The organism is Streptomyces xanthii (assembly GCF_014621695.1).
Taxonomy (GTDB): domain Bacteria; phylum Actinomycetota; class Actinomycetes; order Streptomycetales; family Streptomycetaceae; genus Streptomyces; species Streptomyces xanthii.
On sequence record NZ_CP061281.1, the window covers coordinates 4,571,611 to 4,597,734 of the forward strand.

The 26,124-nt window shown below is 72.5% G+C and carries 22 protein-coding genes and 1 riboswitch; of the genes, 16 read left to right on the forward strand and 6 right to left on the reverse strand.

Annotated elements, in window-relative coordinates:
* Positions 1-3: 3 nt before the first annotated feature.
* Positions 4-255, reverse strand: coding sequence for a type II toxin-antitoxin system RelE family toxin (locus IAG42_RS20775; RefSeq protein WP_188338469.1), 252 nt, complete (start codon positions 253-255; stop codon positions 4-6).
* Positions 252-527, reverse strand: coding sequence for a type II toxin-antitoxin system Phd/YefM family antitoxin (locus tag IAG42_RS20780; RefSeq protein WP_188338470.1), 276 nt, complete (start codon positions 525-527; stop codon positions 252-254). The genes IAG42_RS20775 and IAG42_RS20780 overlap by 4 nt, the downstream gene beginning before the upstream one ends.
* 158 nt (positions 528-685) lie before the next feature.
* On the opposite strand from IAG42_RS20780, the gene mfd reads away from it, so the two are divergent.
* A complete protein-coding gene (gene mfd, locus IAG42_RS20785) occupies positions 686-4,219 on the forward strand; it encodes a transcription-repair coupling factor (protein WP_188338471.1) in 3,534 nt (1,177 codons plus the stop codon).
* Positions 4,220-4,223: 4 nt separating this feature from the next.
* Here mfd and IAG42_RS20790 read toward each other — a convergent pair whose 3' ends face one another.
* Entirely contained in the window at positions 4,224-4,580 is a 357-nt protein-coding gene (locus tag IAG42_RS20790) for a MerR family transcriptional regulator (RefSeq protein WP_188341512.1), read from the reverse strand.
* Positions 4,581-4,608: 28 nt separating this feature from the next.
* On the reverse strand, positions 4,609-5,370 hold the full coding sequence (locus IAG42_RS20795) for an SDR family NAD(P)-dependent oxidoreductase (protein WP_188338472.1): 762 nt from the start codon (positions 5,368-5,370) through the stop codon (positions 4,609-4,611).
* Positions 5,371-5,585: 215 nt separating this feature from the next.
* Between IAG42_RS20795 and IAG42_RS20800 the strand changes: the two genes are divergently transcribed.
* Positions 5,586-6,347, forward strand: a complete 762-nt coding sequence (locus tag IAG42_RS20800) for an N-acetyltransferase (RefSeq protein WP_188338473.1) — start codon at positions 5,586-5,588, stop codon at positions 6,345-6,347.
* Positions 6,348-6,424: 77 nt separating this feature from the next.
* Here the strand turns inward: IAG42_RS20800 and IAG42_RS20805 are convergent, their stop codons facing one another.
* Complete coding sequence (locus IAG42_RS20805; protein ID WP_188338474.1) at positions 6,425-7,243, reverse strand: DUF4190 domain-containing protein; 819 nt, start codon at positions 7,241-7,243, stop codon at positions 6,425-6,427.
* 222 nt (positions 7,244-7,465) lie between these two features.
* On the opposite strand from IAG42_RS20805, the gene IAG42_RS20810 reads away from it, so the two are divergent.
* The 9 genes from IAG42_RS20810 (at position 7,466) to IAG42_RS20850 (ending at position 19,423) form a co-directional block, all read left to right on the forward strand.
* Positions 7,466-9,598 (forward strand): N-6 DNA methylase, encoded by a 2,133-nt coding sequence (locus IAG42_RS20810; RefSeq protein ID WP_188338475.1) that lies wholly within the window; start codon positions 7,466-7,468, stop codon positions 9,596-9,598.
* Between the two features lie 110 nt (positions 9,599-9,708).
* Complete coding sequence (locus tag IAG42_RS20815) at positions 9,709-10,347, forward strand: hypothetical protein (protein WP_188338476.1); 639 nt, start codon at positions 9,709-9,711, stop codon at positions 10,345-10,347.
* A gap of 5 nt (positions 10,348-10,352) precedes the next feature.
* Positions 10,353-11,879: a serine/threonine-protein kinase gene (locus IAG42_RS20820; protein ID WP_188341513.1), complete on the forward strand. Its 1,527-nt coding sequence runs from the start codon at positions 10,353-10,355 to the stop codon at positions 11,877-11,879.
* Between the two features lie 139 nt (positions 11,880-12,018).
* Positions 12,019-12,684: a SurA N-terminal domain-containing protein gene (locus IAG42_RS20825; protein ID WP_188338477.1), complete on the forward strand. Its 666-nt coding sequence runs from the start codon at positions 12,019-12,021 to the stop codon at positions 12,682-12,684.
* Positions 12,685-12,939: 255 nt separating this feature from the next.
* Positions 12,940-13,626: a rhomboid family intramembrane serine protease gene (locus IAG42_RS20830; protein WP_188338478.1), complete on the forward strand. Its 687-nt coding sequence runs from the start codon at positions 12,940-12,942 to the stop codon at positions 13,624-13,626.
* 33 nt (positions 13,627-13,659) lie between these two features.
* Complete coding sequence (locus tag IAG42_RS20835; protein WP_188338479.1) at positions 13,660-14,652, forward strand: nucleoside triphosphate pyrophosphohydrolase; 993 nt, start codon at positions 13,660-13,662, stop codon at positions 14,650-14,652.
* A 23-nt stretch (positions 14,653-14,675) separates the two neighbouring features.
* Positions 14,676-15,920 (forward strand): cytochrome P450 family protein, encoded by a 1,245-nt coding sequence (locus IAG42_RS20840; protein ID WP_188341514.1) that lies wholly within the window; start codon positions 14,676-14,678, stop codon positions 15,918-15,920.
* 184 nt (positions 15,921-16,104) lie between these two features.
* Positions 16,105-18,066, forward strand: coding sequence for a recombinase family protein (locus tag IAG42_RS20845; protein WP_188338480.1), 1,962 nt, complete (start codon positions 16,105-16,107; stop codon positions 18,064-18,066).
* A 157-nt stretch (positions 18,067-18,223) separates the two neighbouring features.
* Positions 18,224-19,423 (forward strand): Cmx/CmrA family chloramphenicol efflux MFS transporter, encoded by a 1,200-nt coding sequence (locus IAG42_RS20850; RefSeq protein ID WP_188338481.1) that lies wholly within the window; start codon positions 18,224-18,226, stop codon positions 19,421-19,423.
* On the opposite strand, the gene yczE is transcribed toward IAG42_RS20850, so the two are convergent.
* Positions 19,356-19,970 (reverse strand): membrane protein YczE, encoded by a 615-nt coding sequence (gene yczE, locus IAG42_RS20855; protein WP_188338482.1) that lies wholly within the window; start codon positions 19,968-19,970, stop codon positions 19,356-19,358. The genes IAG42_RS20850 and yczE overlap by 68 nt on opposite strands.
* Before the next feature lie 62 nt (positions 19,971-20,032).
* Here yczE and yczR point away from each other — a divergent pair, with 62 nt between their 5' ends.
* The 5 genes from yczR to IAG42_RS20880 all read left to right on the forward strand — a co-directional run bounded on the left by yczR (position 20,033) and on the right by IAG42_RS20880 (position 26,068).
* Positions 20,033-21,436 carry a MocR-like transcription factor YczR gene (gene yczR, locus IAG42_RS20860; protein ID WP_188338483.1) on the forward strand — a complete coding sequence of 468 codons (1,404 nt, stop codon included), beginning with the start codon at positions 20,033-20,035 and terminating at the stop codon, positions 21,434-21,436.
* Positions 21,437-21,667: 231 nt separating this feature from the next.
* On the forward strand, positions 21,668-22,657 hold the full coding sequence (locus tag IAG42_RS20865) for a transglycosylase family protein (RefSeq protein WP_317453327.1): 990 nt from the start codon (positions 21,668-21,670) through the stop codon (positions 22,655-22,657).
* 180 nt (positions 22,658-22,837) lie between these two features.
* Positions 22,838-23,001: riboswitch (cyclic di-AMP (ydaO/yuaA leader) on the forward strand.
* Between the two features lie 4 nt (positions 23,002-23,005).
* A complete protein-coding gene (locus tag IAG42_RS20870; RefSeq protein WP_188338485.1) occupies positions 23,006-23,692 on the forward strand; it encodes a transglycosylase family protein in 687 nt (228 codons plus the stop codon).
* A 509-nt stretch (positions 23,693-24,201) separates the two neighbouring features.
* A complete protein-coding gene (gene eno / locus IAG42_RS20875) occupies positions 24,202-25,482 on the forward strand; it encodes a phosphopyruvate hydratase (protein WP_188338486.1) in 1,281 nt (426 codons plus the stop codon).
* A gap of 97 nt (positions 25,483-25,579) precedes the next feature.
* Positions 25,580-26,068, forward strand: a complete 489-nt coding sequence (locus IAG42_RS20880; protein ID WP_188338487.1) for an FtsB family cell division protein — start codon at positions 25,580-25,582, stop codon at positions 26,066-26,068.
* The last annotated feature ends 56 nt before the right edge of the window (positions 26,069-26,124 follow it).

Genomic DNA, 26,124 nt, shown 5'->3' on the forward strand with positions numbered 1-26,124 from the left:
TACTCAGGGAATGCGCCCGATGTTCAGAACGACGACCGTGATGGTGCCGTTGTCGATCTCGTAGAGGAGGCGGTAGCGCCCGACGTGCATGCGACGGAGCTCGGGAGAGCCATAGGCCGTGGTCCCTCTCGGGCGGGGATCCTCGGCGAGCAGATCCGCTGCCGCGTAGGCCTGACGTAACCCGTCAGGGTCTTCCTTGAGGAAGCGCACCGCGGCGCTGGTCGCCCGCTCGTGCCAGAGGATGCGGTAGCTCACTCGCCCTCCAGTCCGAGGAGCTTTCCGACCTCGTCGTGCGGTACGCCGACGAAAGTGCCGGCTTCCTTCTCGGACCGGTACCGGGAGACGGCCAACTGCTCCTCCAGCTCCAGCACCCGTTCCTCCAGCTCCGCCAGCTCGCTGGGGTTGATGAACACCGCCGCGGGCTGACCGTGATCCGTGATCGTGATGCGCTCGCGCGCGTGTGCCGTACGGCGGACCAGGGAGCCGAACTTGGCACGGGCCTCGGTGATGGGCAGCGTCTCACTCATGTACGAAACTGTACTCTTCCCGCATCTTCGGTGCAGTCCCTCGTTCGGGCGACAGTCCTCCCGGCGACGTACGCTGGAGACCCCCCGGCCCGTCCCACGTGTCGGGTCCTTCGCGTTGCGCCCGCGCGCCCCCGGAACCGGAAAGGCCAAGCGCCCCCATGAGCCTGCACGGACTGCTCGATGCCGTCGTCAAGGACGCGGCCCTCGCCGAAGCGGTGAAGGCCGCCGGTGACGGCAACCGCATGCACGTCGACCTCGTGGGCCCGCCCGCGTCCCGCCCCTTCGCGGTGGCCGCGCTGGCCCGCGAGGCGGGGCGCCCCGTCCTCGCCGTGACCGCCACCGGCCGCGAGGCCGAGGACCTCGCGGCCGCGCTGCGCTCGCTGCTGCCGCCCGACACGGTCGCCGAGTACCCGTCCTGGGAGACGCTGCCGCACGAGCGGCTCAGCCCGCGCAGCGACACCGTCGGCCGGCGCCTGGCCGTGCTGCGCCGGCTCACCCACCCGAGCACCGACGACCCCGAGACCGGGCCGGTCTCCGTCGTCGTCGCCCCCATCCGCTCCGTGCTCCAGCCGCAGGTCAAGGGCCTCGGCGACCTGGAGCCCGTCGCCCTACGCACCGGACAGAGCGCCGACCTGAACGCCACGGTCGAGGCGCTCGCCGCCGCCGCGTACGCCCGCGTCGAACTCGTCGAGAAGCGTGGCGAGTTCGCGGTCCGCGGCGGCATCCTCGACGTGTTCCCGCCGACCGAGGAGCACCCGCTCCGCGTCGAGTTCTGGGGCGACGACGTCGAGGAGATCCGCTACTTCAAGGTCGCCGACCAGCGCTCCCTGGAGATCGCCGAGCACGGCCTGTGGGCCCCGCCCTGCCGCGAACTGCTGCTCACCGCCGACGTACGGGCCCGGGCCGCCGAACTCGCCGAGCAGCACCCGGAGCTGGGCGAACTCCTCGGGAAGATCGCCGAGGGCATCGCCGTCGAGGGCATGGAGTCCCTCGCCCCCGTCCTCGTCGAGGACATGGAGCTGCTGATCGACGTCCTGCCCGAGGACGCGATGGCCGTCGTCTGCGACCCCGAGCGGGTCCGCACCCGCGCCGCCGACCTGGTGGCGACCTCGCAGGAGTTCCTCCAGGCGTCCTGGGCCGCGTCCGCGACCGGCGGCGACGCCCCGATCGACGTGGGCGCGGCCTCGCTGCGCTCCATCGCCGACGTCCGCGACCGGGCCCGTGAGCTCGGCATGATGTGGTGGTCGGTGTCGCCGTTCGCCGCCGACGCCTCGGCCGCCGGCGCGGACACGCTGCAGCTCGGCCTGCACGCCCCGGAGACGTACCGCGGGGACACGGCGAAGGCGCTGGCCGACACCAAGGGCTGGCTCTCCGACGGCTGGCGCACCGTGTTCGTCACCGAGGCGCACGGCCCCGCGACCCGCACCGTCGAGGTCCTCGGCGGCGAGGGCGTCCCGGCCCGCCTCGACAAGGACCTCACCGCGCTCGCGCCGTCCGTCGTCCAGGTGGCCTGCGGCAGCCTCGAGTACGGCTTCGTGCACCCCGAACTGAAGGTCGCCGTCCTCACCGAGACCGACCTGACCGGGCAGCGCGCCGCGGGCAAGGACGGCCAGCGGATGCCGGCCCGGCGCCGCAAGACCATCGACCCGCTCACCCTCGAGTCCGGCGACTACATCGTGCACGAGCAGCACGGCGTCGGCCGCTACATCGAGATGGTCCAGCGCACGGTGCAGGGCGCGACCCGCGAGTACCTCGTCGTCGAGTACGCCCCCGCCAAGCGCGGCCAGCCCGGCGACCGCCTCTACATCCCGACCGACCAGCTGGAGCAGATCACCAAGTACGTCGGCGGCGAGGCCCCGACGCTGCACCGGCTCGGCGGCGCCGACTGGACGAAGACGAAGGCGCGCGCCAAGAAGGCCGTCAAGGAGATCGCCGCCGACCTCATCAAGCTGTACTCGGCCCGCATGGCGGCCCCCGGCCACGCCTTCGGGGCGGACACGCCGTGGCAGCGGGAGCTGGAGGACGCGTTCCCGTACGCGGAGACGCCCGACCAGCTGACCACGATCGCCGAGGTCAAGGACGACATGGAGAAGACGGTCCCGATGGACCGCCTGATCTGCGGCGACGTCGGCTACGGCAAGACGGAGATCGCGGTCCGCGCCGCGTTCAAGGCGGTCCAGGACGGCAAGCAGGTCGCCGTCCTCGTCCCCACGACCCTCCTCGTCCAGCAGCACTTCGGCACGTTCTCCGAGCGCTACGCCCAGTTCCCCGTGAACGTGAAGGCGCTCAGCCGCTTCCAGACCGAGACCGAGTCGAAGGCGACGATGGAGGGCCTGCGCGAAGGCTCCGTCGACGTCGTCATCGGCACCCACCGCCTCTTCTCCTCCGAGACGAAGTTCAAGGACCTGGGCCTGGTCATCGTCGACGAGGAGCAGCGCTTCGGCGTCGAGCACAAGGAGCAGCTGAAGAAGCTCCGCGCGAACGTCGACGTCCTGACGATGTCCGCGACGCCGATCCCCCGCACCCTGGAGATGGCGGTCACCGGCATCCGCGAGATGTCCACGATCACGACGCCGCCCGAGGAGCGCCACCCGGTCCTCACCTTCGTCGGCCCCTACGAGGAGAAGCAGATCGGCGCGGCCGTGCGCCGCGAACTGCTGCGCGAGGGCCAGGTCTTCTACATTCACAACCGGGTCGAGTCGATCGACCGCGCCGCCGCCCGCCTGCGCGAGATCGTGCCCGAGGCGCGCATCGCGACGGCCCACGGCCAGATGTCCGAACAGGCCCTGGAGCAGGTCGTCGTGGACTTCTGGGAGAAGAAGTTCGACGTCCTCGTCTCGACGACGATCGTCGAGTCCGGCATCGACATCTCCAACGCCAACACGCTCATCGTCGAGCGCGGCGACAACTTCGGCCTCTCCCAGCTCCACCAGCTGCGCGGCCGCGTCGGCCGAGGCCGCGAACGCGGCTACGCCTACTTCCTCTACCCGCCGGAGAAGCCCCTCACGGAGACCGCCCACGAGCGCCTCGCCACGATCGCCCAGCACACGGAGATGGGCGCGGGCATGTACGTGGCGATGAAGGACCTGGAGATCCGCGGCGCGGGCAACCTGCTGGGCGGCGAGCAGTCCGGCCACATCGCGGGCGTCGGCTTCGACCTCTACGTCCGCATGGTCGGCGAGGCCGTCGCCGACTACCGCGCCTCGCTGGAGGGCGGCGTCGAGGAGGAGCCGCCGCTGGAGGTCAAGATCGAGCTCCCGGTCGACGCGCACGTCCCGCACGACTACGCACCCGGCGAGCGTCTGCGCCTCCAGGCCTACCGCTCGATCGCCTCGGCGAACACGGAGGACGACGTCCGACAGGTCCGCGAGGAACTCACCGACCGCTACGGCAAGCTGCCCGAGCCCGTCGAGAACCTCCTGCTCGTCGCCGGCCTGCGCATGCTCTCCCGCGCCTGCGGCGTCGGCGAGATCGTCCTCCAGGGCACCAACATCCGCTTCGCCCCGGTCGAACTCCGCGAGTCCCAGGAACTCCGCCTCAAGCGCCTCTACCCCGGCACGGTCATCAAACCGGCCACCCACCAGATCCTGGTCCCGCGCCCCAAGACGGCCAAGGTCGGCGGCAAGCCGCTGGTCGGGCGCGAACTGCTCGCGTGGGTGGGGGAGTTCCTGACGACGATCCTGGGGTCGTGAGGGGCTAGCCGGCGGGTTCCGCGGTCCGCAGGGCTTCGGCCAGGCGGTCGCGGACAGCGGTCTGTGCGGCGATCCGGCGGTCGATGACGTCGAGCCGGGCGCGGGCGATGCGCAGGAAGCCCGCCGAGGGCTCCTGTGCCCGCAGGTCGCCGTCCAGGCACGGCAGAAAGACCCGCACGTCTTCGACGGTCAGGCCGGCGTCCAGGAACAGGCGGATGTTCGCGACGCGGGTGACGGCCGAGGCGGCGAACCACCGGTATCCGTTGGCCGCGCGCTCGGACGTGAGCAGACCCGCCTGCTCGTAGTGGCGCAGCGCGCGGACCGTGGTGCCGGTGGCCGTCGCGAGTTCCCCGATGCGCAGTGCGTGCGTCGTGCTCATCCCCGCATGGTCAGGCCACGACGGCGCCGCCGTCCACCGGGACGATCACGCCCGTGACGAACGAGGCGTCCGGCGAGGCGAGATGGACGATCGTGCCGGCCACTTCCTCGGGGCGGCCGACGCGGCCCAAGGGGGTGTGCGCCAGTTGCCACGCGCGGATCGCGGCCCGCTCGGCCGGTGTGAACGCGGAGTGGTCGGCGATGGGTGTCTCGATCGCGCCCGGGGCGACCGCCACGACCCGTACGCCGCGCGGCGCGAGCTGTACCGCCCAGCTCCGGGTGAGCGAGTCGAGGGCGGCTTTTCCGGCGGCGTAGAGGGAGTTGCCGGGCCAGCCACGTTGACCGATGGCGGTCGTGACGTTGACGACGACACCGCCGGCCGTGGTCAGGGCGGGCAGCGCGGCCTGGGTGAGCAGGGTGGGGGCGACGAGGTTGGTTGCGAGCAGGTCGTGTGCGGAGTCGCGCGAATAGGACTCCAGCGACTCGGAGTTGGTGACCCCCGCGTTGTTCACGAGGACGTCGATCCGGCCGCTCGGGCCGGCGGCCGTCGTCACGACGTCCGCAGGGCCGTCCTCGGACGTGAGGTCCGCGGCCAGCGGCTCGATCCGGTCCGGGGCGTACGCGGCTGTCTCGGCGAGCGGACCGGGCCTGCGGCCCACGACGACGACGCGGCAGCCGGCATCGGCGAAGGCGTGGGCGGTGGCCCGGCCGATTCCGGTGCCGCCACCGGTGACGACGACGGTGCGGATGGCTTCGGGGTTCTCGGTGGTCATGGCGGGATCGTCCGACCCTGACGCCAGGGGCAGGGTCAAGCGGTCAGGCCCGGCCGTCGCGGTCTGGCGCGTCGATTTCAGCCTACTCGCCGGTTTCCGGGGCGCATCGCCGAAACGAGTGAGCGGAAAAAGGGTTCGCCGGGCGGCTCGGGGGCCGCTACCTTCGGGCGGTCATCCGACCGCCGGGTGCCGTTGTCGCCGAAGGACGTACGACCATGACCGCCCAGGACGATCTCACGATCACGACGCTCGCCGAGCGGCCGGAACTGCTCGACGCGATGTGGGCGATGGCGGACACCTGGCCGGTGTACGTGCAGCACGACGCCGTCGCGTGGTCGTTCATGGGGCGGATCGCGGCGGAGCTGCCCGAGTTCGTGCTCGTGGCGACGGATCCGGCGGGGGCCGTGGTGGCCAAGGGGTTCAGTGTGCCGTTCGCGCTGCGCGGCGCGGGGCGCGACGGTGAGCTGCCGGACCGGGGCTGGGACCGGGTGCTGCAGTGGGCGTTCGCCGATCTGCGGCACGGGGTCGTGGCCGACACCGTGAGCGCCATCGAGATCAGTGTGGTGCCCGAGGCGCAGGGGCGCGGGCTGTCCGGGGTCGTGCTCGCGGCCATGCGGGAGAACGCGCGGGCCAAGGGGTTCGGTGAGGTCGTCGCCCCGGTGCGGCCGAGTGCCAAGCACCGGGAACCGGCGGCGCCGATGAGCGAGTACGCGTACCGGGTGCGGGAGTCGGACGGGCTGCCGCACGATCCGTGGCTGCGGGTCCATGTGCGCGCGGGCGGGACGGTCGTGAAGGTGGCGCCCGCCTCGATGACCGTGTCCGCGTCGACCGACGAGTGGCGGACGTGGACCGGGCTGCCGTTCGACGCGGCGGGTCCGGTCGAGGTGCCGGGGGCGCTGGTGCCCGTGCACTGTGAACCGGAGCGGGGATACGCCGTGTACGTCGAGCCCAACGTGTGGGTGCGGCACACGCTCTGAGCGTCCGCGGACACAGGAGTGCGGCGCGCGCTCCGAGCGAGCACGCGCCGCACCCTCCCCCCGGGTGACCGGGACGGTTACAGCTTCAGGTCCCAGTGCGTCGCGTCGTACTCGAAGCTGGGGGACACCTCGACCGTCAGGTTCTTCGCGTCCGCTGGGGCGTCGAAGCCGTAGACGACCGTGGCCTTCTTGCCGGGCAGGATCGAGCCGCTGAAGCCCGTGCCGACCTTGTCGTCGAAGATCTGCTCCGCGTCTACGCCGTCCTTGCCGGCGCGGGCCTCGGCGGTCAGCAGGGTCGAGTCGAACTTCGCCTTCGTCTTGTTCTCGACCGTGACGGTCACCTTGTAGGCGTGGTTGCCCTTGGTGTGGCCCGCCGCGTACTCGCTCGGGTTCCACGTCACCGCGTTCGACACCGTGATGGTCAGGTCGTCGTCGTAGATGACGGAGTCGCCGGCGTCGAGCGCCTTGCCCTTGGCGGGCGCCTCGTCCTTCGCGCCGGAACCCTTGTCGTCCTTGCCGGCCTTGTCCGTGCCCTTGGCCCCGGTGTCCGACACCGACTTGTTGATCTCGTCGACCGCGTCGTCGACCGCCTTGAACGTCGTGTACGCGCCGAAGACGGACAGGCCCAGGGAGACCAGGCCGAGGAGCGCGCCGGCCAGCGCCACGCCCTTGTTGGTCGCCTCGCCGCGCTTGGCCCGGCCGCGGCCCGACAGGCCCAGGATCAGGGCGATCACGCCGAGGATGCCGGCCAGCCAGAACATGATCGGGATCAGCCCGGACAGGGCGCCGATGATGCCGAGGATCAGCGCGGCCGTCCCCAGGCCGTTGCGCGCGGCCCGCTGCGGCTGCTGCGGCTGGAACGGCGGGTACTGGGGCTGCTGCTGGGTCTGGGACATGGGTTCCTCCGTGATGAGAGACGCCAACCTCCCCCCGGCTTTCCGATCGTCCGGCGGTTGGCTGGGTCAAGAACACCATTCTTTGTGAACCGAGTCAACCGCGTTCACGGTTTTCATCGTGAACACAGCTGTGAATGCGCTTCTTACGTGGAAGTAGGTAGGGTCTGCTCCACACGTACGCGGCATCTGGGCCCGCGCGCGCGAACGAGGGGAGCGAGCCCGGTGCAGGAGAACGCGACAGAGGTGACGGCCGCCGGGATCGCCCGGCTGGCCGGGGTCGGCCGCGCCGCGGTCAGCAACTGGCGGCGCCGCCACGCCGACTTCCCCAAGCCCGTCGGCGGCACCGAGACCAGCCCCTCCTTCGCGCTCGCCGAGGTCGAGGACTGGCTCCGCGCCCAGGGCAAGCTCGCCGAGGTCCCCCTGCGCGAGCGCGTCTGGCAGCAGCTCGCCGGACACCCCGCCGGCCCCGTCACCGCCCTCCTGCACGCCGGCGCCACCCTCCTCCTCGTCCACGACCGGCCCACCGAATGGCTCGCCCTGAGCGCCACGGCCGACGACGAGGTCCTCGCCGAGGGGCTCTCCGTCTCCCTCGAAGGCGTCCTCACCCCGCGCTTCGGCCATGCCACCGAGCGCGCCGTCGCCACCCCGCGCCCCGCCGACCTGCGCCCCTCGATCCCCCTCCTGCGCGGCACCGCCGAACTCGCCGCCGAGCTCGGCGCCCGCCGCGCCTTCGCCTTCCTGCTCGGCCGTCACCTCGACGCCAACCCCCGGCAGTACACGCTGACCCCGCCGGGCCCCGCCGCACTGATGGCCGCCCTCGCCGGACCCACCGGCCCCGAGGGCGGCGGCACCGTCCTCGACCCGGCCTGCGGCACCGGCGCCCTCCTGCACGCCGCCCGCGGCCACGGCACCGGCCCCGCCCGCCGCCTCTACGGCCAGGACGCGTCCCCCGAACTCGCCGCACTCACCGCCCTGCGCCTCGCGCTCGACGGCCGCGAGGCCCCCGACGCCGCCCCCACCGTCCGCACCGCCGCCGCCGACACCCTGCGCGCCGACGCCCTCGCCGACGTCCGCGCCGACGTCGTCCTCGCCCACCCGCCGTTCAACGAGCGCGGCTGGGGCCACGAGGAGCTCGCCTACGACCCGCGCTGGGAGTACGGCCTGCCCGCCCGCACCGAGTCCGAACTGGCCTGGGTGCAGCACGCGTTGGCCCGCCTCAAGGACGGCGGCTCCGCCGTCCTGCTCATGCCGCCCGCCGTCGCCTCCCGCCGCTCGGGCCGCCGCATCCGCGCCGACCTGCTGCGCCGCGGCGCCCTGCGCGGCGTCATCGCCCTGCCCGCCGGCGCCGTCCCGCCCAACAACGTGCCGCTCCACCTGTGGGTCCTGCGCCGCCCCACGGCAGCCGCCCCCGCCGCCCCCGAGCTCCTCCTCGTCGACACCACCGGCACCGCCGAGGGCGACATGCGCGAGAAGCAGGCCTGGACCGCCGTCCAGGACGTCGTCCTCGACGCCTGGCACGCCTTCGACCGCGACGGCGCGCTGGCCGAACGCCCCGGACTCGCCCGCTCCGTCCCCGTCATCGAACTGCTCGACGACGAGGTCGACCTCACCCCCGCCCGCCGCCTTCCCCCGCCCGCCGCGGGCACCGGCGGCGCCGCCGAACTGCGCACCGTGCGCGCCGACCTCGCCGACACCCTCCGCCTCACCACCGAGCTCACCCCGAAGCCCGGCGCCCCCGCGCCCGCCCCCGTGCGCTGGCCGCAGACCACGATCGGCGAACTCGCCCGCGCGGGCGCCCTGTCGCTGCGCACCGCCGCCACCGGAGGAACCCCGGGCGCCCCCGCGCGCGTACCCGTGCTCACCGACCACGACGTCCTCACCGGCACGGCGCCCTCCGGAACCCAGACCGGCGACGACGACCCCGTCCTCCTGGAGGCCGGCGACGTCGTCGTGCCCGTCGTCGGCGGCGGCGCCACCGCCCGCGTCGTCGACGAGGCCACCGCGGGCGCCGCCCTCGGCCGCGGCCTCGCTCTGCTGCGCCCCGACCCGGCCGCCCTCGACCCCTGGTTCCTCGCCGGCTTCCTGCGCTCCACCGCCAACAACCGCCAGGCCAGCAGCTACGCCTCCACCGCGACCCGGCTCGACGTGCGCCGCCTCCAGCTGCCCCGCCTGCCCCGCCCCGAACAGGCCCGCTACGGCGCCCGGTTCAAGGCCCTCGCCGCCTTCGAGGACGCCCTGCGCCAGGCCGCCCGCCTGGGCGAACAGCTCGTCCAGGGCCTCCACGACGGCCTCACCGACGGCACCCTCGACCCGTCCGGCGACCCGGCTCCCGGGCACGCCGCCGATCCGGAATGACCGGCACCACAAGGGCGGCCCCGACATCGGTTCGGTAGACGGGGGTCACGTTGTCCGAAGGGGCCGATACGCTCGTCGTACGAAGCAGCACGAGCGATCCAGGAGCAGTTATGTACGGGCCCGGCGCCGCACCGCCCCCGCGCACCGATGGCGGGGTCGTCGCCATGCGCGTGCTGTTCGCCGCACTGTCCGTCCTCAGTTGCGGCCTGCTCGCCTCGGTCCCGCTGTTCCGGATCGCCTACCTGCGCAAGCGGACCCTCGACTGGGTGCTCGCGAGCGTCGCGCTGCCGGTCACCTTCGCCCTGTTCGCGGTCGTCGGCTCGCTGCCCGAGACGGACCGGCGCACCGATGTCGCGCTCGCGGCGATCCTGATCATCGGCGCCGCGTCCGCCGTGTACTTCGTCGTCTTCGACGTGCGCCGCGTGCAGGCGACGCCGCTCCCGGCCCCGTACCCGCCGACCGCCCAGACCGTCGGTTACGGCTACCCGCCCGTGCAGCACCAGCCGGCCCCGCAGCCCCCGTACACCCACCCGACCGTGTCGCAGACCGGCTTCGCCACGCACCAGACCCTCGGCGCCGCCCCTCAGCACCCCGCCCCGCAGCACGCGCACCCGACGCCGCCGCCGGTCCAGCCCCAGCCCCAGCAGCCCCAGGGCGAGCAGGGCCAGCCCCCGCACCGCATCGACCAGGTCCGCGCCGAGCTGGACGAGTTGAGCGACTACCTGCGCCAGCAGGACGGCGGCCGGTGACCGCACTGCCCACGACCGGCGGCCGCGTCGTCGCCGGACGGTACGAACTGTCCACGCTCATCGGCCAGGGCGGCATGGGCCAGGTCTGGACGGCCTACGACCAGCGCCTCGACCGCCGCGTCGCCGTCAAGCTGGTCCGCCCCGACCGCGTCGCCGGCGCCGAGGCCGAGGAACTGCGCCGCCGCTTCCTGCGCGAGTCCCGCGTCACCGCCCAGGTCGACCACCCCGGCCTCGTCACCGTGCACGACGCGGGCAGCGAGGACGGCGATCTGTACCTCGTCATGCAGTACATCGACGGCTCCGACCTCGCCGACCACCTCGCCGAGCACACGCCCTACCCCTGGCCGTGGGCCGTGTCCGTCGCCGCCCAGCTGTGCGCTGTGCTGTCCGCCGTGCACGCCGTGCCGATCGTCCACCGCGACCTGAAGCCGCGCAACGTGATGGTGAAGAAGGACGGCACCCTCACCGTCCTCGACCTCGGCGTCGCATCCGTGCTCGACACCGACACCACCCGCCTCACCCACACCGGCTCGCCCATCGGCACCCCCGCCTACATGGCGCCCGAGCAGGCCATGGGCGGCGCCGTCGGCCCGTACACGGACCTGTACGCCCTCGGCGTCCTGCTCCACGAACTGCTCAGCGGTGACGTCCCGTTCGCCGGCACCACCGCCCTCGGCATCCTCCACCGCCACCTCTACGAGGCCCCGGTCCCGCTGCGCCAACTGCGCCCCGAGGTGCCCGAGGCGCTCGAAGGCCTCGTCCTGCGCCTGCTCGCCAAGGACCCGCAGCACCGCCCCGCCTCCGCCCAGCAGACCTACGAGGAACTGCTGCCGCTGCTCCCGCCCCGCGGCGTCCCCACCGGCCGCCCCCTCGACCCCACCCGCCCCTTCCTGCGACCCCACGCCCCCTGGCCCGACCGCGCCCTCACCCCCGCACCGCAGCCCGCCGGCGCCGACGTCCAGGGCGAGCGCCCCGACGTCGCCCGCGCCGTCGACGAGGTCAAGCGGCTGCTCGGCGAGGGCCGCATCACCCAGGCCGTCGACATCCTCGGCGCGATCCTGCCCGCCGCGGCCGCCCAGCACGGCGAGCACTCACCCGTCGTCCGCACCCTGCGCAAGCAGTACGCGGCCACGCTCATGGACGACGGCCAGTACCGCCGCGCCCTGCCCGAGCTGCGCCGGCTCGCCGACGAGCGGGCCTCCGAGGCCGGCCACGCCGACCCGCAGTCGCTCCAGTTCCGCTACGAGGTCGCCCAGTGCCTCGAAGCCCTCGGCGAACCGGCCGCGGCCCTCGCCGAGTACCGCTCCCTCCTTCCGTACTACGAGAACCAGTACGCGACGACCGACATGCGGCTCGCCCTCGAAGTGCGCCGCCGCATAGGACAGTTGCTGCTCGCCGTCGGCGACCGGGGTGCCGCGCAGGAGACCCTGGTCCGCCTCCTGCACGACGCCGAGCGCCTCCACGGGCCCGCCCACCCGTTCCCCGGCGAGGTCCGCCGCACCCTGCAATGGCTCGGACAAGTGCGCGGCTGACCCGCCCGGGCGGAGTTCAGTGCCCCAACTCCCTGCGAATCGTTGTCGAATAGGTGGCCGAGCACGCGGTCACTGCCTAACATCGATCAACGCCGGACTTTGTGCACCGAAGCACAAACTGCTCGCAGGGAGGCCCACCTTGCACCGCCGCAACAGCCGCCGCACCGCGCTCGTCCTGTCCGCCGCCGCACTCGCCGCGACGCCCTTCCTCACCGCCTGCGGGAACGAGGCGCACCCGGGTGCCGCGGCCGTCGTCGGCGGCCAGCGCATCACCGTCTCCCAGCTGGACGCCCGGGTCACCGAGGTCCGCGACGCCCAGCAGGCCGCCACCCGCGGCGACGCCCAGTACAGCCAGGCGGTGGCCCAGAGCGGCCCCCTCACCCGCAGCACCCTCAACGCGATGGTGCGCACCCGCGTCCTGCACCGCGCCGCCACCGACGCGGGCGTCACCGTCACCCGCGCCGAGACCCAGGCCAAGCGCGCCGAGTACGAGAAGCAGGTCGGCGGCGCCGAGCAGCTGAAGGCCGCGTTCCTCCAGCAGTTCAACATCCCGCCGCAGCGGCTCACCGAGGCGATGCGCAGCGAGGTCGAGGCCGGCAAGCTCATCGAGGCGATCGGCGCCGACCCGCAGACCCCGCAGGGCCAGGCCGCCTTCGCCAAGGCCCTCGCCGACGCCTCGAAGGAACTGGGCGTCTCGCTCAACCCCCGCTACGGCACGTGGGACGCGAAGGGCAACAAGGCGACCGACGCGCGGGTGCCGTGGTTGAACCAGGTGACGAAGCAGGCCCCGACCCAGCCCGCGTAGGCGCTGCCGCGCGGGGGGCGGGATTTCGGGTGCGGCCCGGTGGGGGCTGGTCGCGCAGTTCCCCGCGCCCCTGAAGGCGAGCGGCTTCGCCGCGCAGCCTTCATCGGGGAAATGCGCCCGAAGGGCATGCATTTCAGGGGCGCGGGGAACTGCGCGACCAGCCCCCACCGGCCCGCAGACGCCGAACCCCCGCCCCCGGCAGACGCGCAGCGCGCCCCCGCACCGACTCCGCGCCCCTTCTGACAGGCTTCCCGCATGAACCTGCACAGCGAGATGCTCTACGGGTGCGCGGCCGTCGTCGTCGTGGTCGGCGTACGCGTGCTGGCGGCGATCGCGGTCCTCGGCGACCGGGACACCCAGGAGACCCGGGACACCGGCGAGACCTCGCCACCGCAGGCGCTGCTGAGGGCATGGCGGCGACCCCTCCCGTGGGCCGCCGCACTCCTCGTCGCCGTCATGGTGGCCTTCGGCATCGCGCAACTCGCCGCGCCCGGGGTGATCGACGCCCTGGGACGGCAGCCGCACGGCGACTGGTGGCGAGCCGGCACCGCCCTGCTCGTCCAGTCCTCCGGCTGGTTCCAGCTCCTGTTCAACCTGGCGGCCCTCGTGACCGTCGCCCCCGTCGCGGAACGGCACTTCGGTCCCGTCCGCACGCTGATGATCTTCGCGCTCAGCGGAGTCACCGCGCAGGCCGTCAGCATGTCCGGCTGGAGCCCCACCGGAGGCGGCGACTCCGTCGCGATCTGCGGCCTCGTCGGCGCGCTCGCCACCTGGTACGCACTGCGCGGCACCGACCTCCTCCTGCGCCGGACCGCACCCCTCGTCCCCCTCGCCGGCCTCGTCCTGTGCCTGCTGACCAACAACCATGGCGTCGGCCTCCTCATGGGCTCCCTCCTCGGCGCCGGACTCGCCCTTCCCGCGCGCCGGCCCCTGGCGGCCTGACCGGACACCGGCGCCCTGCGTTACGTTCGAACCGTGAACGACACCACCAGCACCGCCGGCCGCATCGTCCTGCTCACCACCAGCCACCGCGTCGCCCCCGGACTCCTGTCCTGGCAGGCCTGGCAGGTGCTGCGCGCCGCCGACGAGGTGCTGTGCGCCGACCCCGGCCACCCGCAGCTGCCGTACCTCAAGGAGGCCGGCGTCGAGCCCCGGCTCACCGCCGTCACCGCCCGCGAGCTCGTCGACCGGTGCGCCGACGGCGGCCGCACCGTCGTCGTCCTCGCCTCCGCCGACGGCGACCGCCGCCTCACCGACGGCCTCGCGACCCTCGCCGGGTCCGGCCGCGAGCAGATGCCGTCCCTCGAACTGCTCCCCGGCTCCTACGACCTCCCCGGCGCCCGCCTCCTCGACCTCGTCCAGGTCATGGACCGCATCCGCCGCGAATGCCCCTGGTCGCAGCTGCGCACCCACGAGGACCTCGCCAAGTACGCCATCGAGGAGGCGTACGAACTCGTCGAGGCCATCGAGACCGACGACCGCGAAGAGCTCCGCGAGGAGCTCGGCGACGTCCTCCTCCAGGTCGTCTTCCACGCCCGCATCGCCGAGGAGGCCACCGGCGACGACGAGCCCTTCTCCATCGACGACGTCGCCGGCGGCATCGTCACCAAGCTCATCCACCGCCACCCGCACGTCTTCGGCGACGAGAGCGCGGCGACGCCGGAGGAGGTCCGGGAGATCTGGCTGCGCCGCAAGGGCGAGGCGAAGCAGCGCGCCTCCGTCACCGACGGCGTCCCCGTCGGCCAGCCCGGCCTCGCCCTCGCCGCGAAGCTCGGCTCCCGCGTCCGCACCGCCGGACTCGACGTGCCGCTGCCCGCCGGCACCGGCGTCGGCTACGAACTCCTCGCCCTCGCCCTGCGCGCCGAGGCCGACGGCGTCGACCCCGAGGCCGCCCTGCGCGCCGCCGCCCGCGCCTACCGCGACGCGGTCCGTGCCGCCGAAGGCCTCCCGGATACGGTCGAGGAGTGACGCAGAGCCCCACCCCCGCCGAGATGCCCGAACTCTTCACCTGGGAGTTCGCGAGCGACCCGTACCCCGCCTACGCCTGGCTGCGCGAGCACGCACCCGTGCACCGCACGACCCTGCCCAGCGGGGTCGAGGCCTGGCTGGTCACCCGGTACGCGGACGCCCGCCAGGCCCTCGCCGACCAGCGGCTCAGCAAGAACCCGGAGCACCACGACGAGCCCTCCCACGCCAAGGGCAAGACGGGCATCCCCGGCGAGCGCAAGGCCGAGCTGATGACCCACCTCCTGAACATCGACCCGCCGGACCACACCCGGCTGCGCCGTCTCGTCTCCAAGGCCTTCACCCCGCGCCGCGTCGCCGAGTTCGCTCCCCGTGTCCAGGAGCTGACGGACGACCTCATCGACCGCTTCGCTGCGAAGGGCGAGGCGGACCTGATCCACGACTTCGCCTTCCCCCTCCCCATCTACGCGATCTGCGACCTCCTCGGCGTCCCCCGCGAGGACCAGGACGACTTCCGCGACTGGGCGGGCATGATGATCCGGCACGGCGGGGGGCCACGGGGCGGGGTCGCCCGGGCCGTCAAAAAGATCCGCGCCTATCTGGTCGACCTCATCCACCGCAAGCGCGCCGCTCTGGACGAAGGCGCCGACGACCTGATCTCGGGCCTGATCCGCGCCTCCGACCACGGCGAGCACCTCACGGAGAACGAGGCGGCGGCGATGTGTTTCGTGCTGCTGCTGGCCGGCTTCGAGACGACCATCAACCTGATCGGCAACGGCACGTACTCACTGCTGAGGAACCCGGATCAGTTCGACCGTCTGACCGACTCGCTCGCCCGGGGCGACGACGCGTTCCTCGACACCGCGCTGGAGGAACTGCTGCGCTATGACGGGCCGGTGGAGTTGGCCACCTGGCGATTCGCCACCCAGCCGCTGCAGATCGGCGGCCAGGACATCGCGAAGGGCGATCCCGTCCTGGTGGTTCTGGCCGCTGCCAACCGCGACCCCGCCCGTTTCGACGACCCTGATGTGCTCGACCTGAGCCGCGGCACCAACCCACACCTCGGCTACGGGCACGGGATCCATTACTGCCTGGGCGCCCCGTTGGCCCGCCTCGAAGCCCGTACCGCCCTGGCGACCTTGCTGGCCCGGCTGCCGGATCTGCACCTGGCTGCCGACCCCGCCGACCTGCGCTGGCGCGGCGGGCTCATCATGCGGGGCCTCAGAAACCTCCCGGTGGCCTTCACCCCCGAGCACAGCAAGCATTCCTGACCTGCCTCCGAGAAAGAGGTGATATCGGGAACCGGGGGAATTTACTGATGCGCACACTTCGATGAGGGGTCCGAATTACGATCACCCCTACATGGCACGGCCCCGGAGCGGGAACTCCGGGGCCGTGTGAATCCCGGCGGTGTCCTACCACCCCGGGCTTGGCACAGTCGCGGAAGGACTGAACATGTCCATTCTGGCATTCCGGCCCCGGGCCGGAGAGGAACTCGTCGTGGTGACCTACCGGCGGGTGTCCACCCAGGGGCAACTCGACGGATCCGGACTCGAAGAGCAGCGGGCGGATTGCCTGAGCTGGTTACGGAATCACCCGGAAGTCGAACTCGCGGACGACTACGTGGACGAGGCGATGTCGGGCACCGGTGAGGAACGGCCCGGACTGGAACGTCTGATGAATGACGCTCGCGGTGGCGCGTTTCAGCGCGTGATCGTCGCGAGCGTCGACCGGATCGGCAGGACGGCCCAGGCCGCTTACCAGTGGGCCTGGGACATGGCTGATCTGGGAGTCCACATCATCGCCGTGCGCGAAGGCATCGACACGAGCACGGAGACCGGATGGGAGGACTTCCGGCGCTGGGTGACTTACGCGGACCTGGAGTGGCGGCGGATCCGGCAGCGGACCATGGCGGGACGCGAGTCGACGATCTCGTACGGCGGATGGCCCGCTGGCCCGCCGCCGTTCGGATACCGGATCGTCCCCGACACTGTGCAGACGGTTGATGGACGCCGGGCGCTTTCGATCCTGGTCACCGACGAGCGGGAGGCCGCCGTCATCCATGAGGCCGCGGCCCTGCTCATCGAGGCGGGCATGAATTGCCGGCAGGCGGCGGACGAACTGAACCGCAGGGGTCTGTCCACCCGGTCCGGGGCTCCCTGGAGCGCGGCCAATCTTCGTTCGCGGCTGAGTGGGGAGACGATCCATCACGGCTATGTGACGTACCGGAAAGCCGGACGGGCAGGCGGGCCCAACACGACGCGACGGACGGAATCCGGCGAACCATTGCACGGAGCAGCGCTCAGGATTGGTGTTCCGCCCATTCTGAGCGAGGACCGGGCCGGACAACTGATGGTCGCGCTCCGCCGTACGGGCTTTCGGAACGGTCGCCGAGAGGACCGCGTCTACCCTCTCAGCGGCCGGATCACAGGGCAGTGCGGGGAGACGTACACCGGGGCCACGGAGGGGGACCGCCGGGTGTACCGCTGCCGGGGCCGCCTGGCCAAGACGTGCCGCGACCGCAACCTGCGGGCTGACGAGATGGACGCGGCGGTTCTGCACGACGTGGTCGGCCTGATCCTGGATCACGGACCGGTGGTCGATGCGCTGCTGTGCCACTGGACGGAGACCGCCTCAGGGGACCGCACGTCGTACGAGCGGCGCGTGCAGGACTTCGACCGTTCCATCGCCGAGCACGAGCGGATGCTGGAGCACTCGGTGCCCGCATCGATCGAAGCCGGTATCCCGCCGCAGATCATGGAGGCGGCCGCCGCCAAGATCCGCGAACGGTTGAACGATCTGCACCGGCAGAAGGCCGTTGCCCTCCGGTGGCTGGACCGTGACGAGGGGGGACGTACGACGGCGAGCGCTCTCGTCGACAGAGTCAGGAACGGCAGTGTGGACGAGGGTGGGATGCCGCCGGAGCAGGCGTGCGCCCTCTTCGAGGCGCTCGATGTCCGCGTGCGTCCCGCAGCGTTCGAGGACGGGCTGCGGCCGGGAGTGCGCTGTCCCGTCACCGAATGGCACCGCGGCACCGGCATGCTGATTCCGCCCGACCCCACCGAGCGTCAGTGGGAGTCGGTCCTGAGCGTGATCCGTCCCCTGTTCACGGCGCGGCACTTCGCGAGCGACCACGACATCAGGCTGCAGTTCTGCGGGATGCTGCACCGGCTGCGGGGCGGACTGAGCTGGCGCGACATGCCGGACACATGGGGACCGGTGGATCCCATCAGGGTGCGTCAGCTGAACTGGTGGAAGAAGGGGGCCTGGCCGCAGATCATGAAGACCCTCGGAGCCGAGTCGCAAGGTGAACCTGTGCCCTGCCGACCGGTGCTGCCGTCGTTTGTCCTGGTCACCGGCATCGGCACTGGAGGGGCCGCCGAAAAGCCGATGCCCCGGCGGGAGCCGGCCCGGTAGCGTGGGGGACATGTCGAGTCCCGAGTCGGACAGGTCGGGGGCTGTCGGTCACGCCGTCAGCCCCGAGAACCGTTGATCGCGTAAGGACACGCCCCTCGGGTGCTGACCGCGGTGACGAGAAGACGTCCACGTCCCTCTCCTCACCCGGAGCCTCTCGATGCCTTTTCCCCTCTATCTGCTGTCCCTGGCGGTCTTCGCCATGGGCACCTCGGAGTTCATGCTCGCCGGACTCCTGCCGGACATCGCCGCCGGTCTCGGCGTGCCCGTCGGTGCCGCCGGACTGCTGACCACCGCCTTCGCGGCGGGTCTCGCGGTCGGCGCCCCGGTTATGGCGGTGCTCACCCGCCGCCGGCCGCCCCGTACCGTCCTGCTCGTCTCGCTCGGCGTCTTCGCCGCGGCGCACGGCGTCGGCGCGCTGACCACGGACTTCGGGGTGCTGCTCGTGACCCGCGCGGTCGCGGCGCTCGCCGACGCCGGGTTCCTCGCTGTCGCCCTGACGACGGCGGCGCAGCTCGTGGAGCCCGACCGCAAGGGGCGCGCGCTGGCCGTCCTGCTGTCCGGTACGACCCTGGCCACCGTTGTCGGGGTGCCCGGCGGGGCGGTGCTCGGCGCACTGCTCGGCTGGCGGGCCACGTTCTGGGCCGTCGCCCTGCTCTGTGTCCCGGCGGCGCTGGGCATCCTGCGCGGTCTCCCGGCCCTGGCCCCGGCCCCCGCGGCGCCGCTCGACGCCGAACTCGGCCAACTGCGCAGCCCCCGGCTGCTGTTCGTGATGCTGCTCGCGGCGCTGGTGAACGCGGCGACCTTCGCGAGCTTCACCTTCCTGGCCCCGGTGGTGACCGGCCCGGCCGGGCTCGGCGCCCTCTGGGTCCCCGTCACCCTCGTGCTGTTCGGCGCCGGTTCGCTGGTGGGCGTCACGGTGGCGGGGCGGCTCGCGGACCGCAGTCCCGGTCGCGTCCTCGCCGTCGGCGGCCCCCTTCTTCTCCTGGGCTGGCCGGGAATGGCGCTCCTCGCCGTCCATCCGTCCGTCGTTCTCGCGCTGGCCTTCCTGATGGGGGCGCTCTCGTTCGGGGTCGGCAGCACCCTCATCACCCGGATCCTCTACGTGGCCGAGGACGCCCCCACGCTCGCGGGCGCCTGTGCGACGGCGTCCCTGAACGTGGGCGCCGCCGCGGGTCCGTTCCTCGCGGCGGCGGTCCTCGGTGCGGGGGTGCGGGAGACGGGCCCGTTCTGGGTGAGCGGGGCGCTGGTGGCCGCGGCGCTGGCGCTCGCGCTGTGGCGGCGTACGGAGTTCAGGGCAGCGGGACCGTCACCCGCGGCAGGAACCAGCCGACGAGCGGTCCCAGACCCAGGGCGATGACCACGGTGCCGGCGCCGAGCGTTCCGCCCAGGAGCCAGCCGGTGCCGGCGACCGTGACCTCGATGCCGGTGCGCACGACGGCGACGGGCAGCCGGGTCAGCCGGACGAGCCCGGTCATGATGCCGTCGCGCGGCCCCGGTCCGAGCCGGGCGCCGAGGTAGAGCGCGTCGAAGAACGCCAGCGCGACCAGCCCGCACAGCAGGTAGCCGATCCGCGCGGCGAGGCCGTGGGGATCGGGCAGCAGCGCGGCCGTGGCGTCGGCGGCGAAGCCGACCAGCGCGATGTTGAGGAGCGTGCCGGGGCCCGGCCGTTCGCGCAGCGGGATCCACACGAGCAGCACCAGAAGGGAGATGAGGTTCGTCGTCCAGCCGAAGCTGAGGCCGAGGGTGAGGGAGGTGCCCTCGGTGAGCACGTTCCAGCCGGCGGCGCCGAGTCCGGAGCGTACGAGCAGCATGACGGCGGCGCCGTAGCCGACGAGGCCGAGGAGGAGCTGGGGGACGCGGCGCGCGGGGCGGGTGCGCAGGGAGAGGGGAGGAGGTGCGGGCATGGGGTCCAGCTTCCGGAGCGTCTGGTCCCGGGTTCCATAGCCAGATCGCCTACGCTGGCCCGATGAAGGTGGGTTCGTACGCGGTGGCGCGGATGGTCGGGGACTGGCAGGAGGGGCCGGGGCCCGGGCACCGGCGGCTGTCGGACCGGTTGCGGCTGCTGATCCTGGACGGCCGGATCGCGCTGGGCGCGGCGCTGCCGAGCGAGCGGGACCTGGCCGGGGCGCTGGCGGTGAGCCGGACGACGGTCGGTGCCGCGTACCGGACGCTGGCCGAGCACGGGTATCTGGCCACCCGTTCGCGGGCCAGGGCGACGGTGCGGCTGCCCGACGACGCGTCGGGCCGGTTGCCGGAGCGGACGGACGAGGGGGCGGTCGACCTGTCGGTCGCGGCGCCCGCGGCACCGGTCGAGATCCTGCACGCCGCGTTCGCGAGCGCGCTGCGGCGGCTGCCGCACCACTTCGGCCGGCACGGCTACGACCCGTACGGCGTGGGGGAGCTGCGTGCGGCGGTCGCGGACTGGTACGGGCGGCGCGGGCTGCCGACGACGCCGGGTCAGATCATGGTGACCAGTGGGGCGCAGCACGCGCTGGCGCTGCTGACCCGGACGCTGGTGGCGCCGCGGGACCGGGTGCTGATCGACCATCCGACGTATCCGCACGCCATCCGGGTGTTCACGGAGGCGCGGGCGCGGCTGGTGCCGGTCGGGCTGACGGCTTCCGGCTGGGACGTGCCGCAGTTGCGCGCGGCGGCTGGGGGCGCGGCGCTGGCGTATCTGGTGCCGGACTTCCACAATCCGACGGGGCTGTGCATGCCGTCCGGGGTGCGGCGCGAGCTGCGGCCGGGGTGTCTCACGGTGGTCGACGAGACGCTGGCCGATCTGGCGCTGGACCGTGCGCCGGACGCGGCGGGCGCGGAGCCGCTGGCGGCGCACGTACCGGGCGCGGTCAGCGTCGGGTCCGTGTCGAAGAGCGTGTGGGGCGGGCTGCGGATCGGCTGGATCCGTGCGCGGCCCGCGCTGCTCGAACGGGTGGTCAGGAACCGGCCGGTGACGGATCTCGGGACGCCGGTGCTGGAGCAGCTCGCGACGGCCGTGCTGCTCGACGAGGGCCGGACGCGGCGGGCGGACGCGCTGGGGGAGTTGCGGGCGCGGCGGGAGGTGCTCGTGCGGGAACTCGGCGAGAGGCTTCCGGAGGTCGAAGTTCCGTGTCCCGCGGGCGGTCTGACGCTGTGGGCGAGATTTCCGGAGCCGGTCGCGTCACGGCTGGCGGCGGTGGCCCCGGACCACGGTGTGAACCTGGCGGCGGGGCCGCGTTTCGGGGTGGGCGGGGCGTTCGAGCGGCATGTCCGACTGCCTTTCACCTTGCCTCCTGAGCTACTGGTTCAGGGGGTGGAGCGGCTTGCCGCGGCCCGGGACGCGGTGGCCCGCGGGGCCTTCGGACACCACGTTCCGCCGCCCACCGCATGAGGTTCGGCCTGAACAAAACTGACAGGCCGTCAAAGCTGTGACTTTCACGTGATCTCCGCTGCATCGACTTGTGACAAGCGTTCGAGTCCCGCTACGTTCACAACCCACCGCGTCGGCACCGTCCGTCGCACCCGCGACACCCGTCGCGGGCGCAGCATCAGTCTCGCGAAAGGCATCCGCATGCTCTCCGGGAACGGTCGTCACCGTCGCCCTCGTCAGGCTCCTGCTCTCGTGGTCGCCGCCGGTGTCGCCGGCAGCGCCATCGCGATCCCGCTGCTCGCCGCGTCCAACGCGAGTGCCGCCACCACGCAGGCCTGGGACCGGCTCGCCGAGTGCGAGAGCGGCGGCCAGTGGAGCCTCGACGCGGGCAACGGGTACTACGGCGGGCTGCAGTTCTCGCAGGAGCTGTGGGAGCAGTACGGCGGCCTCGACTTCGCGCCGAGCGCCGACCAGGCGAGCCGTTCGCAGCAGATATCCGTCGCGGAGAAGGTGCTCGACGACCAGGGGCCCGGCGCCTGGCCGAGCTGCTCCATCACGGCGGGCCTCTCCAAGAGCGACAGCTCGGCCGAGGTCGACCCGGGGGCGAGCACGCCGCCGCCGGTCCTCGGCGGTTCGTCGGGCGGGCTCCTCGGGATCGGCGGGGACGCGAACGCCGACAAGGGAGAGAAGAATCACGACGACGGGGGCAATTCGGACACCCCGTCAGACGACGCCTCCGGGGATACCTCCGGTAACGCCAAGGGTGACGCGTCCGACGGCAAGGCGGGCGACGAGCCGGGCGACGGCGCCACCGCCTCGCCCTCCGGCGACGCGTCGACGGACGAAGGTGACGCGCGGGGTGAATCGGACAAGTCCGGCCCCGATGACTCCACTTCCCCGGACGGGCCGAAGGACTCCGGCGCACCGGACGCCTCCCCGTCCGCCTCCGACCCCGCCTCCGAGGGCTCCGGCGCGGGCCGCCACCGCGGCGGCGCCGCCTCCGACGACACCGCCGACTCCCGTACGGGAGAGGGCCGTCACGCCTCCCGTGACGACCGGCGCGACGGCGACGCGTACACGGTGCGCGCCGGCGACAACCTGTGGGACATCGCCGACTCCCAGGGCGTGGACGGCGGATGGACCGAGCTGTACCAGCTCAACAAGAAGGCGGTCGGCTCCGACCCCGACCTCATCCTTCCTGGTCAGAGTCTGGATCTTGGGCTCGAATCGGGCGAAAAGTAGCGGGAGTTCAGGGCGGGTTGCTGCCTGAATGTCCGATTTGGCGAAAGTGAGAGATGGGTCTCAAAGGGCCTGATCCGCTTTGAAAACCGCCGGATCGGCTGCGTACGGTCTGACCGCTCGCCACAGCGGGCCCCGACGGATGTCACGCCGAATCCTGCCAACCTCCGTACGGGAACAGTCGACGCGTCAGCGCCGTGGGCAGGAGCGGGGGACCCAAGGTAGGCGCCGTCCGGAAAGCGATACTCCGGTACGGCTTGGGGTTAAGCCGCGCACTAGGTTGCGCGGCCGGGCACTCACTGGCCCGCACCCGACAGCTCACCTCGTAGGCGTCGGTGAGGGGATCTCTCCATGCTGTTCTCCAGCAAGGGCAAGCACCGCCGCCCGTCCAAGGCCGTCCGTGTCGCCACGCTCGCCGGTGTCACCGGTGCCGCCGTCGCCGTTCCGCTGATGGGTGCCACCGGCGCCTCCGCCGCCACCGCCTCCGAGTGGGACGCCGTCGCCCAGTGCGAGTCCGGCGGCAACTGGTCGATCAACACCGGCAACGGCTACTACGGCGGTCTGCAGTTCTCCGCCTCCACGTGGGCCGCGTACGGCGGCACCGCCTACGCCTCCACCGCCGACCAGGCCTCCAAGGCGCAGCAGATCTCCGTCGCCGAGAAGGTCCTCGCCTCCCAGGGCAAGGGCGCCTGGCCGTCCTGCGGTGTCGGCCTGTCCGGCGCCTCCACCTCGAACCCGGCCCCGGCCCCCGCCGAGCAGCAGCAGACCCAGCCGCAGCCCGAGCGCAAGGCCGAGCAGCCGGCCAACCGCTCGCAGGAGCGCCAGGCCCCGAAGGCCGCGCCGAAGAAGACCGTCACCACGCCGACCGGCAAGAAGGTCGCCAAGGGCGACGGCGAGTACAAGGTCAAGAAGGGTGACTCCCTCAGCGCGATCGCCGAGGCGCACCACACGACCTGGCAGAAGCTCTTCAAGCTGAACGACGACATCGTCCAGGACGCCGACCTGATCTACCCGGGCCAGCAGCTCCACCTCAAGTAAGCCGCCCCCTATGTAGGGGAGCGCCCCGCTCGCACTCGGCATCGGCGGACGCCGAGTCGCCGGCCGCTCGTATGCATGGACCTCCTGCCCCGGATCATGGGGTGGGGGGTTCCGTGCGTTCACCGACCGCGGGCCGGTGGGGCTTCTCGCGCAGTTCCCCGCGCCCCTGAAATGCAGACCCTTCGGGTCGCATTTCCCCGATCAAGGCGCCGGGCGCCTTTTGCCGGGGGAAGGCGCGGCGAAGCCGCATGCCTTCCAGGGGCGCGGGGAACTGCGCGACCAGCCCCCACCCGCCCGCACCCCGCGACGAAACCCGACCGCCCCCCACGGACCGTTCACCCGCGAACCACCGGCGGTATTTGTTCCCGTCGGAAACATTTCGCTCACGGCGGAGTCCAAGAGACGGGCGGTCGGCTGGCCGATGGCCCGCGTGCGGTTAGGCTCAAGCCATGCGGAACCGCGCACCGCGGCCCCGCACAGCCCGCGTCACATCCCAGAAGGAGATGCTCGTGCCGTCCATCGACGTCGTCGTAGCCCGGGAAATCCTGGACTCCCGAGGCAACCCCACGGTCGAGGTCGAGGTCGGCCTCGACGACGGCAGCACCGGCCGTGCTGCTGTTCCGTCCGGCGCCTCCACCGGTGCGTTCGAGGCCATCGAGCTTCGCGACGGTGACCCGAACCGCTACCAGGGCAAGGGTGTCGAGAAGGCCGTCCTCGCCGTCATCGAGCAGATCGGCCCGGAGCTGGTCGGCTACGACGCCACCGAGCAGCGCCTGATCGACCAGGCCATGTTCGACCTGGACGCCACCGACAACAAGGGCTCCCTCGGCGCCAACGCCATCCTCGGCGTCTCGCTCGCCGTCGCCCACGCCGCCTCCGAGGCCAGCGACCTGCCGCTGTTCCGCTACCTCGGCGGTCCGAACGCGCACCTGCTGCCCGTCCCGATGATGAACATCCTGAACGGTGGGTCGCACGCCGACTCCAACGTCGACATCCAGGAGTTCATGATCGCCCCGATCGGCGCGGAGTCCTTCTCCGAGGCGCTGCGCTGGGGCACCGAGGTGTACCACACCCTCAAGAAGGTCCTGAAGAGCAAGGGTCTGGCCACCGGCCTCGGCGACGAGGGCGGCTTCGCCCCGAACCTGGGCTCGAACCGCGAGGCCCTCGACCTCATCCTCGAGGCCATCAAGGAGGCCGGCTACATCCCCGGCCAGCAGGTCGCCCTCGCGCTCGACGTCGCCGCCTCCGAGTTCTACAAGGACGGCAAGTACCTCTTCGAGGGCAAGGAGCGCTCCGCCGCCGAGATGACGGAGTACTACGAGGAGCTCGTGGCGGCCTACCCGCTCGTCTCCATCGAGGACCCGCTGTTCGAGGACGACTGGGCCGGCTGGAACGTCATCACCGCGAAGCTCGGCGACAAGGTCCAGCTCGTCGGTGACGACCTGTTCGTCACCAACCCGGAGCGCCTCGCCCGCGGCATCGAGGAGAACTCGGCCAACGCCCTGCTCGTGAAGGTGAACCAGATCGGTTCGCTCACCGAGACCCTGGACGCCGTCGAGCTCGCCCAGCGCAACGGCTTCAAGTGCATGATGTCCCACCGCTCCGGCGAGACCGAGGACGTCACCATCGCCGACCTCGCCGTCGCCACCAACTGCGGCCAGATCAAGACCGGCGCCCCGGCCCGCTCCGAGCGCGTCGCCAAGTACAACCAGCTGCTGCGCATCGAGGAGATCCTCGACGACGCCGCGGTGTACGCCGGCCGCAGCGCGTTCCCGCGCTTCAAGGGCTGACCGCCGCCGACGCGGTAGTTACGTACGTCCCCGCACTCGGTCCCGTACCGTGTGCGGGGACGTACGCACGTGAAGGCAAGGGGAGGCGGGAGATCCGATGCCGGGAAAGCTCCGCGACAGGGGCCAGTTCGACTCGGCCCGCTTCTCCACGGCCACCCGCCTGCGGGCGCTCGGCGAGCAGACCGCCGAGCGCGTGTACCGCTCGCAGAGCAAGCGGCAGGCCCGCCGCTCCCGGCTCACCGGCCGCGCGGCGCTGCTCGCCCTCGTCCTGTGCACCCTGGTCGTCGCGCTCGCGTACCCGATAAGGCAGTACGTGTCCCAGCGCGGCGAGATCGCCGACCTGCGGCGCACGCAGCAGGAGGCGAAGGAGCGGGTGGACCGGCTGCGCGACGAGAAGGCGCGCTGGCAGGACGACGCGTACGCGGAGCAGCGGATCCGCGAGCGCCTGCACCTGGTGCTGCCCGGCGAGACCGGCTACATCGTGCCCGACCCGCGCTCCACCACCACCGGCCGCGCCGAACAGGGCGAGGCCGACCGCCCCTGGTACTCGAACGTCTGGGACGGCGTCGACAAGGCCGACCGCTGACGCCCCGACCCGTACCCGTCATCCCGCACACCCGTAAGCCCGCACACCCGTAAGCC

Excerpts from the sequence above, each read along its gene's own strand:
- IAG42_RS20795 (WP_188338472.1), bottom strand. The coding sequence starts at position 5,370 with ATGACCACCGAGAACCCCGAAGCCATCCGCACCGTCGTCGTCACCGGT.
- yczE (WP_188338482.1), bottom strand. The coding sequence starts at position 19,970 with ATGCCCGCACCTCCTCCCCTCTCCCTGCGCACCCGCCCCGCGCGCCGC.
- IAG42_RS20840 (WP_188341514.1), top strand. The coding sequence starts at position 14,676 with ATGCCCGAACTCTTCACCTGGGAGTTCGCGAGCGACCCGTACCCCGCC.
- IAG42_RS20870 (WP_188338485.1), top strand. The coding sequence starts at position 23,006 with ATGCTGTTCTCCAGCAAGGGCAAGCACCGCCGCCCGTCCAAGGCCGTC.
- yczR (WP_188338483.1), top strand. The coding sequence starts at position 20,033 with ATGAAGGTGGGTTCGTACGCGGTGGCGCGGATGGTCGGGGACTGGCAG.
- IAG42_RS20850 (WP_188338481.1), top strand. The coding sequence starts at position 18,224 with ATGCCTTTTCCCCTCTATCTGCTGTCCCTGGCGGTCTTCGCCATGGGC.
- IAG42_RS20830 (WP_188338478.1), top strand. The coding sequence starts at position 12,940 with ATGAACCTGCACAGCGAGATGCTCTACGGGTGCGCGGCCGTCGTCGTC.
- IAG42_RS20845 (WP_188338480.1), top strand. The coding sequence starts at position 16,105 with ATGTCCATTCTGGCATTCCGGCCCCGGGCCGGAGAGGAACTCGTCGTG.
- IAG42_RS20805 (WP_188338474.1), bottom strand. The coding sequence starts at position 7,243 with ATGTCCCAGACCCAGCAGCAGCCCCAGTACCCGCCGTTCCAGCCGCAG.
- IAG42_RS20780 (WP_188338470.1), bottom strand. The coding sequence starts at position 527 with ATGAGTGAGACGCTGCCCATCACCGAGGCCCGTGCCAAGTTCGGCTCC.
- IAG42_RS20815 (WP_188338476.1), top strand. The coding sequence starts at position 9,709 with ATGTACGGGCCCGGCGCCGCACCGCCCCCGCGCACCGATGGCGGGGTC.
- IAG42_RS20800 (WP_188338473.1), top strand. The coding sequence starts at position 5,586 with ATGACCGCCCAGGACGATCTCACGATCACGACGCTCGCCGAGCGGCCG.
- IAG42_RS20880 (WP_188338487.1), top strand. The coding sequence starts at position 25,580 with ATGCCGGGAAAGCTCCGCGACAGGGGCCAGTTCGACTCGGCCCGCTTC.
- mfd (WP_188338471.1), top strand. The coding sequence starts at position 686 with ATGAGCCTGCACGGACTGCTCGATGCCGTCGTCAAGGACGCGGCCCTC.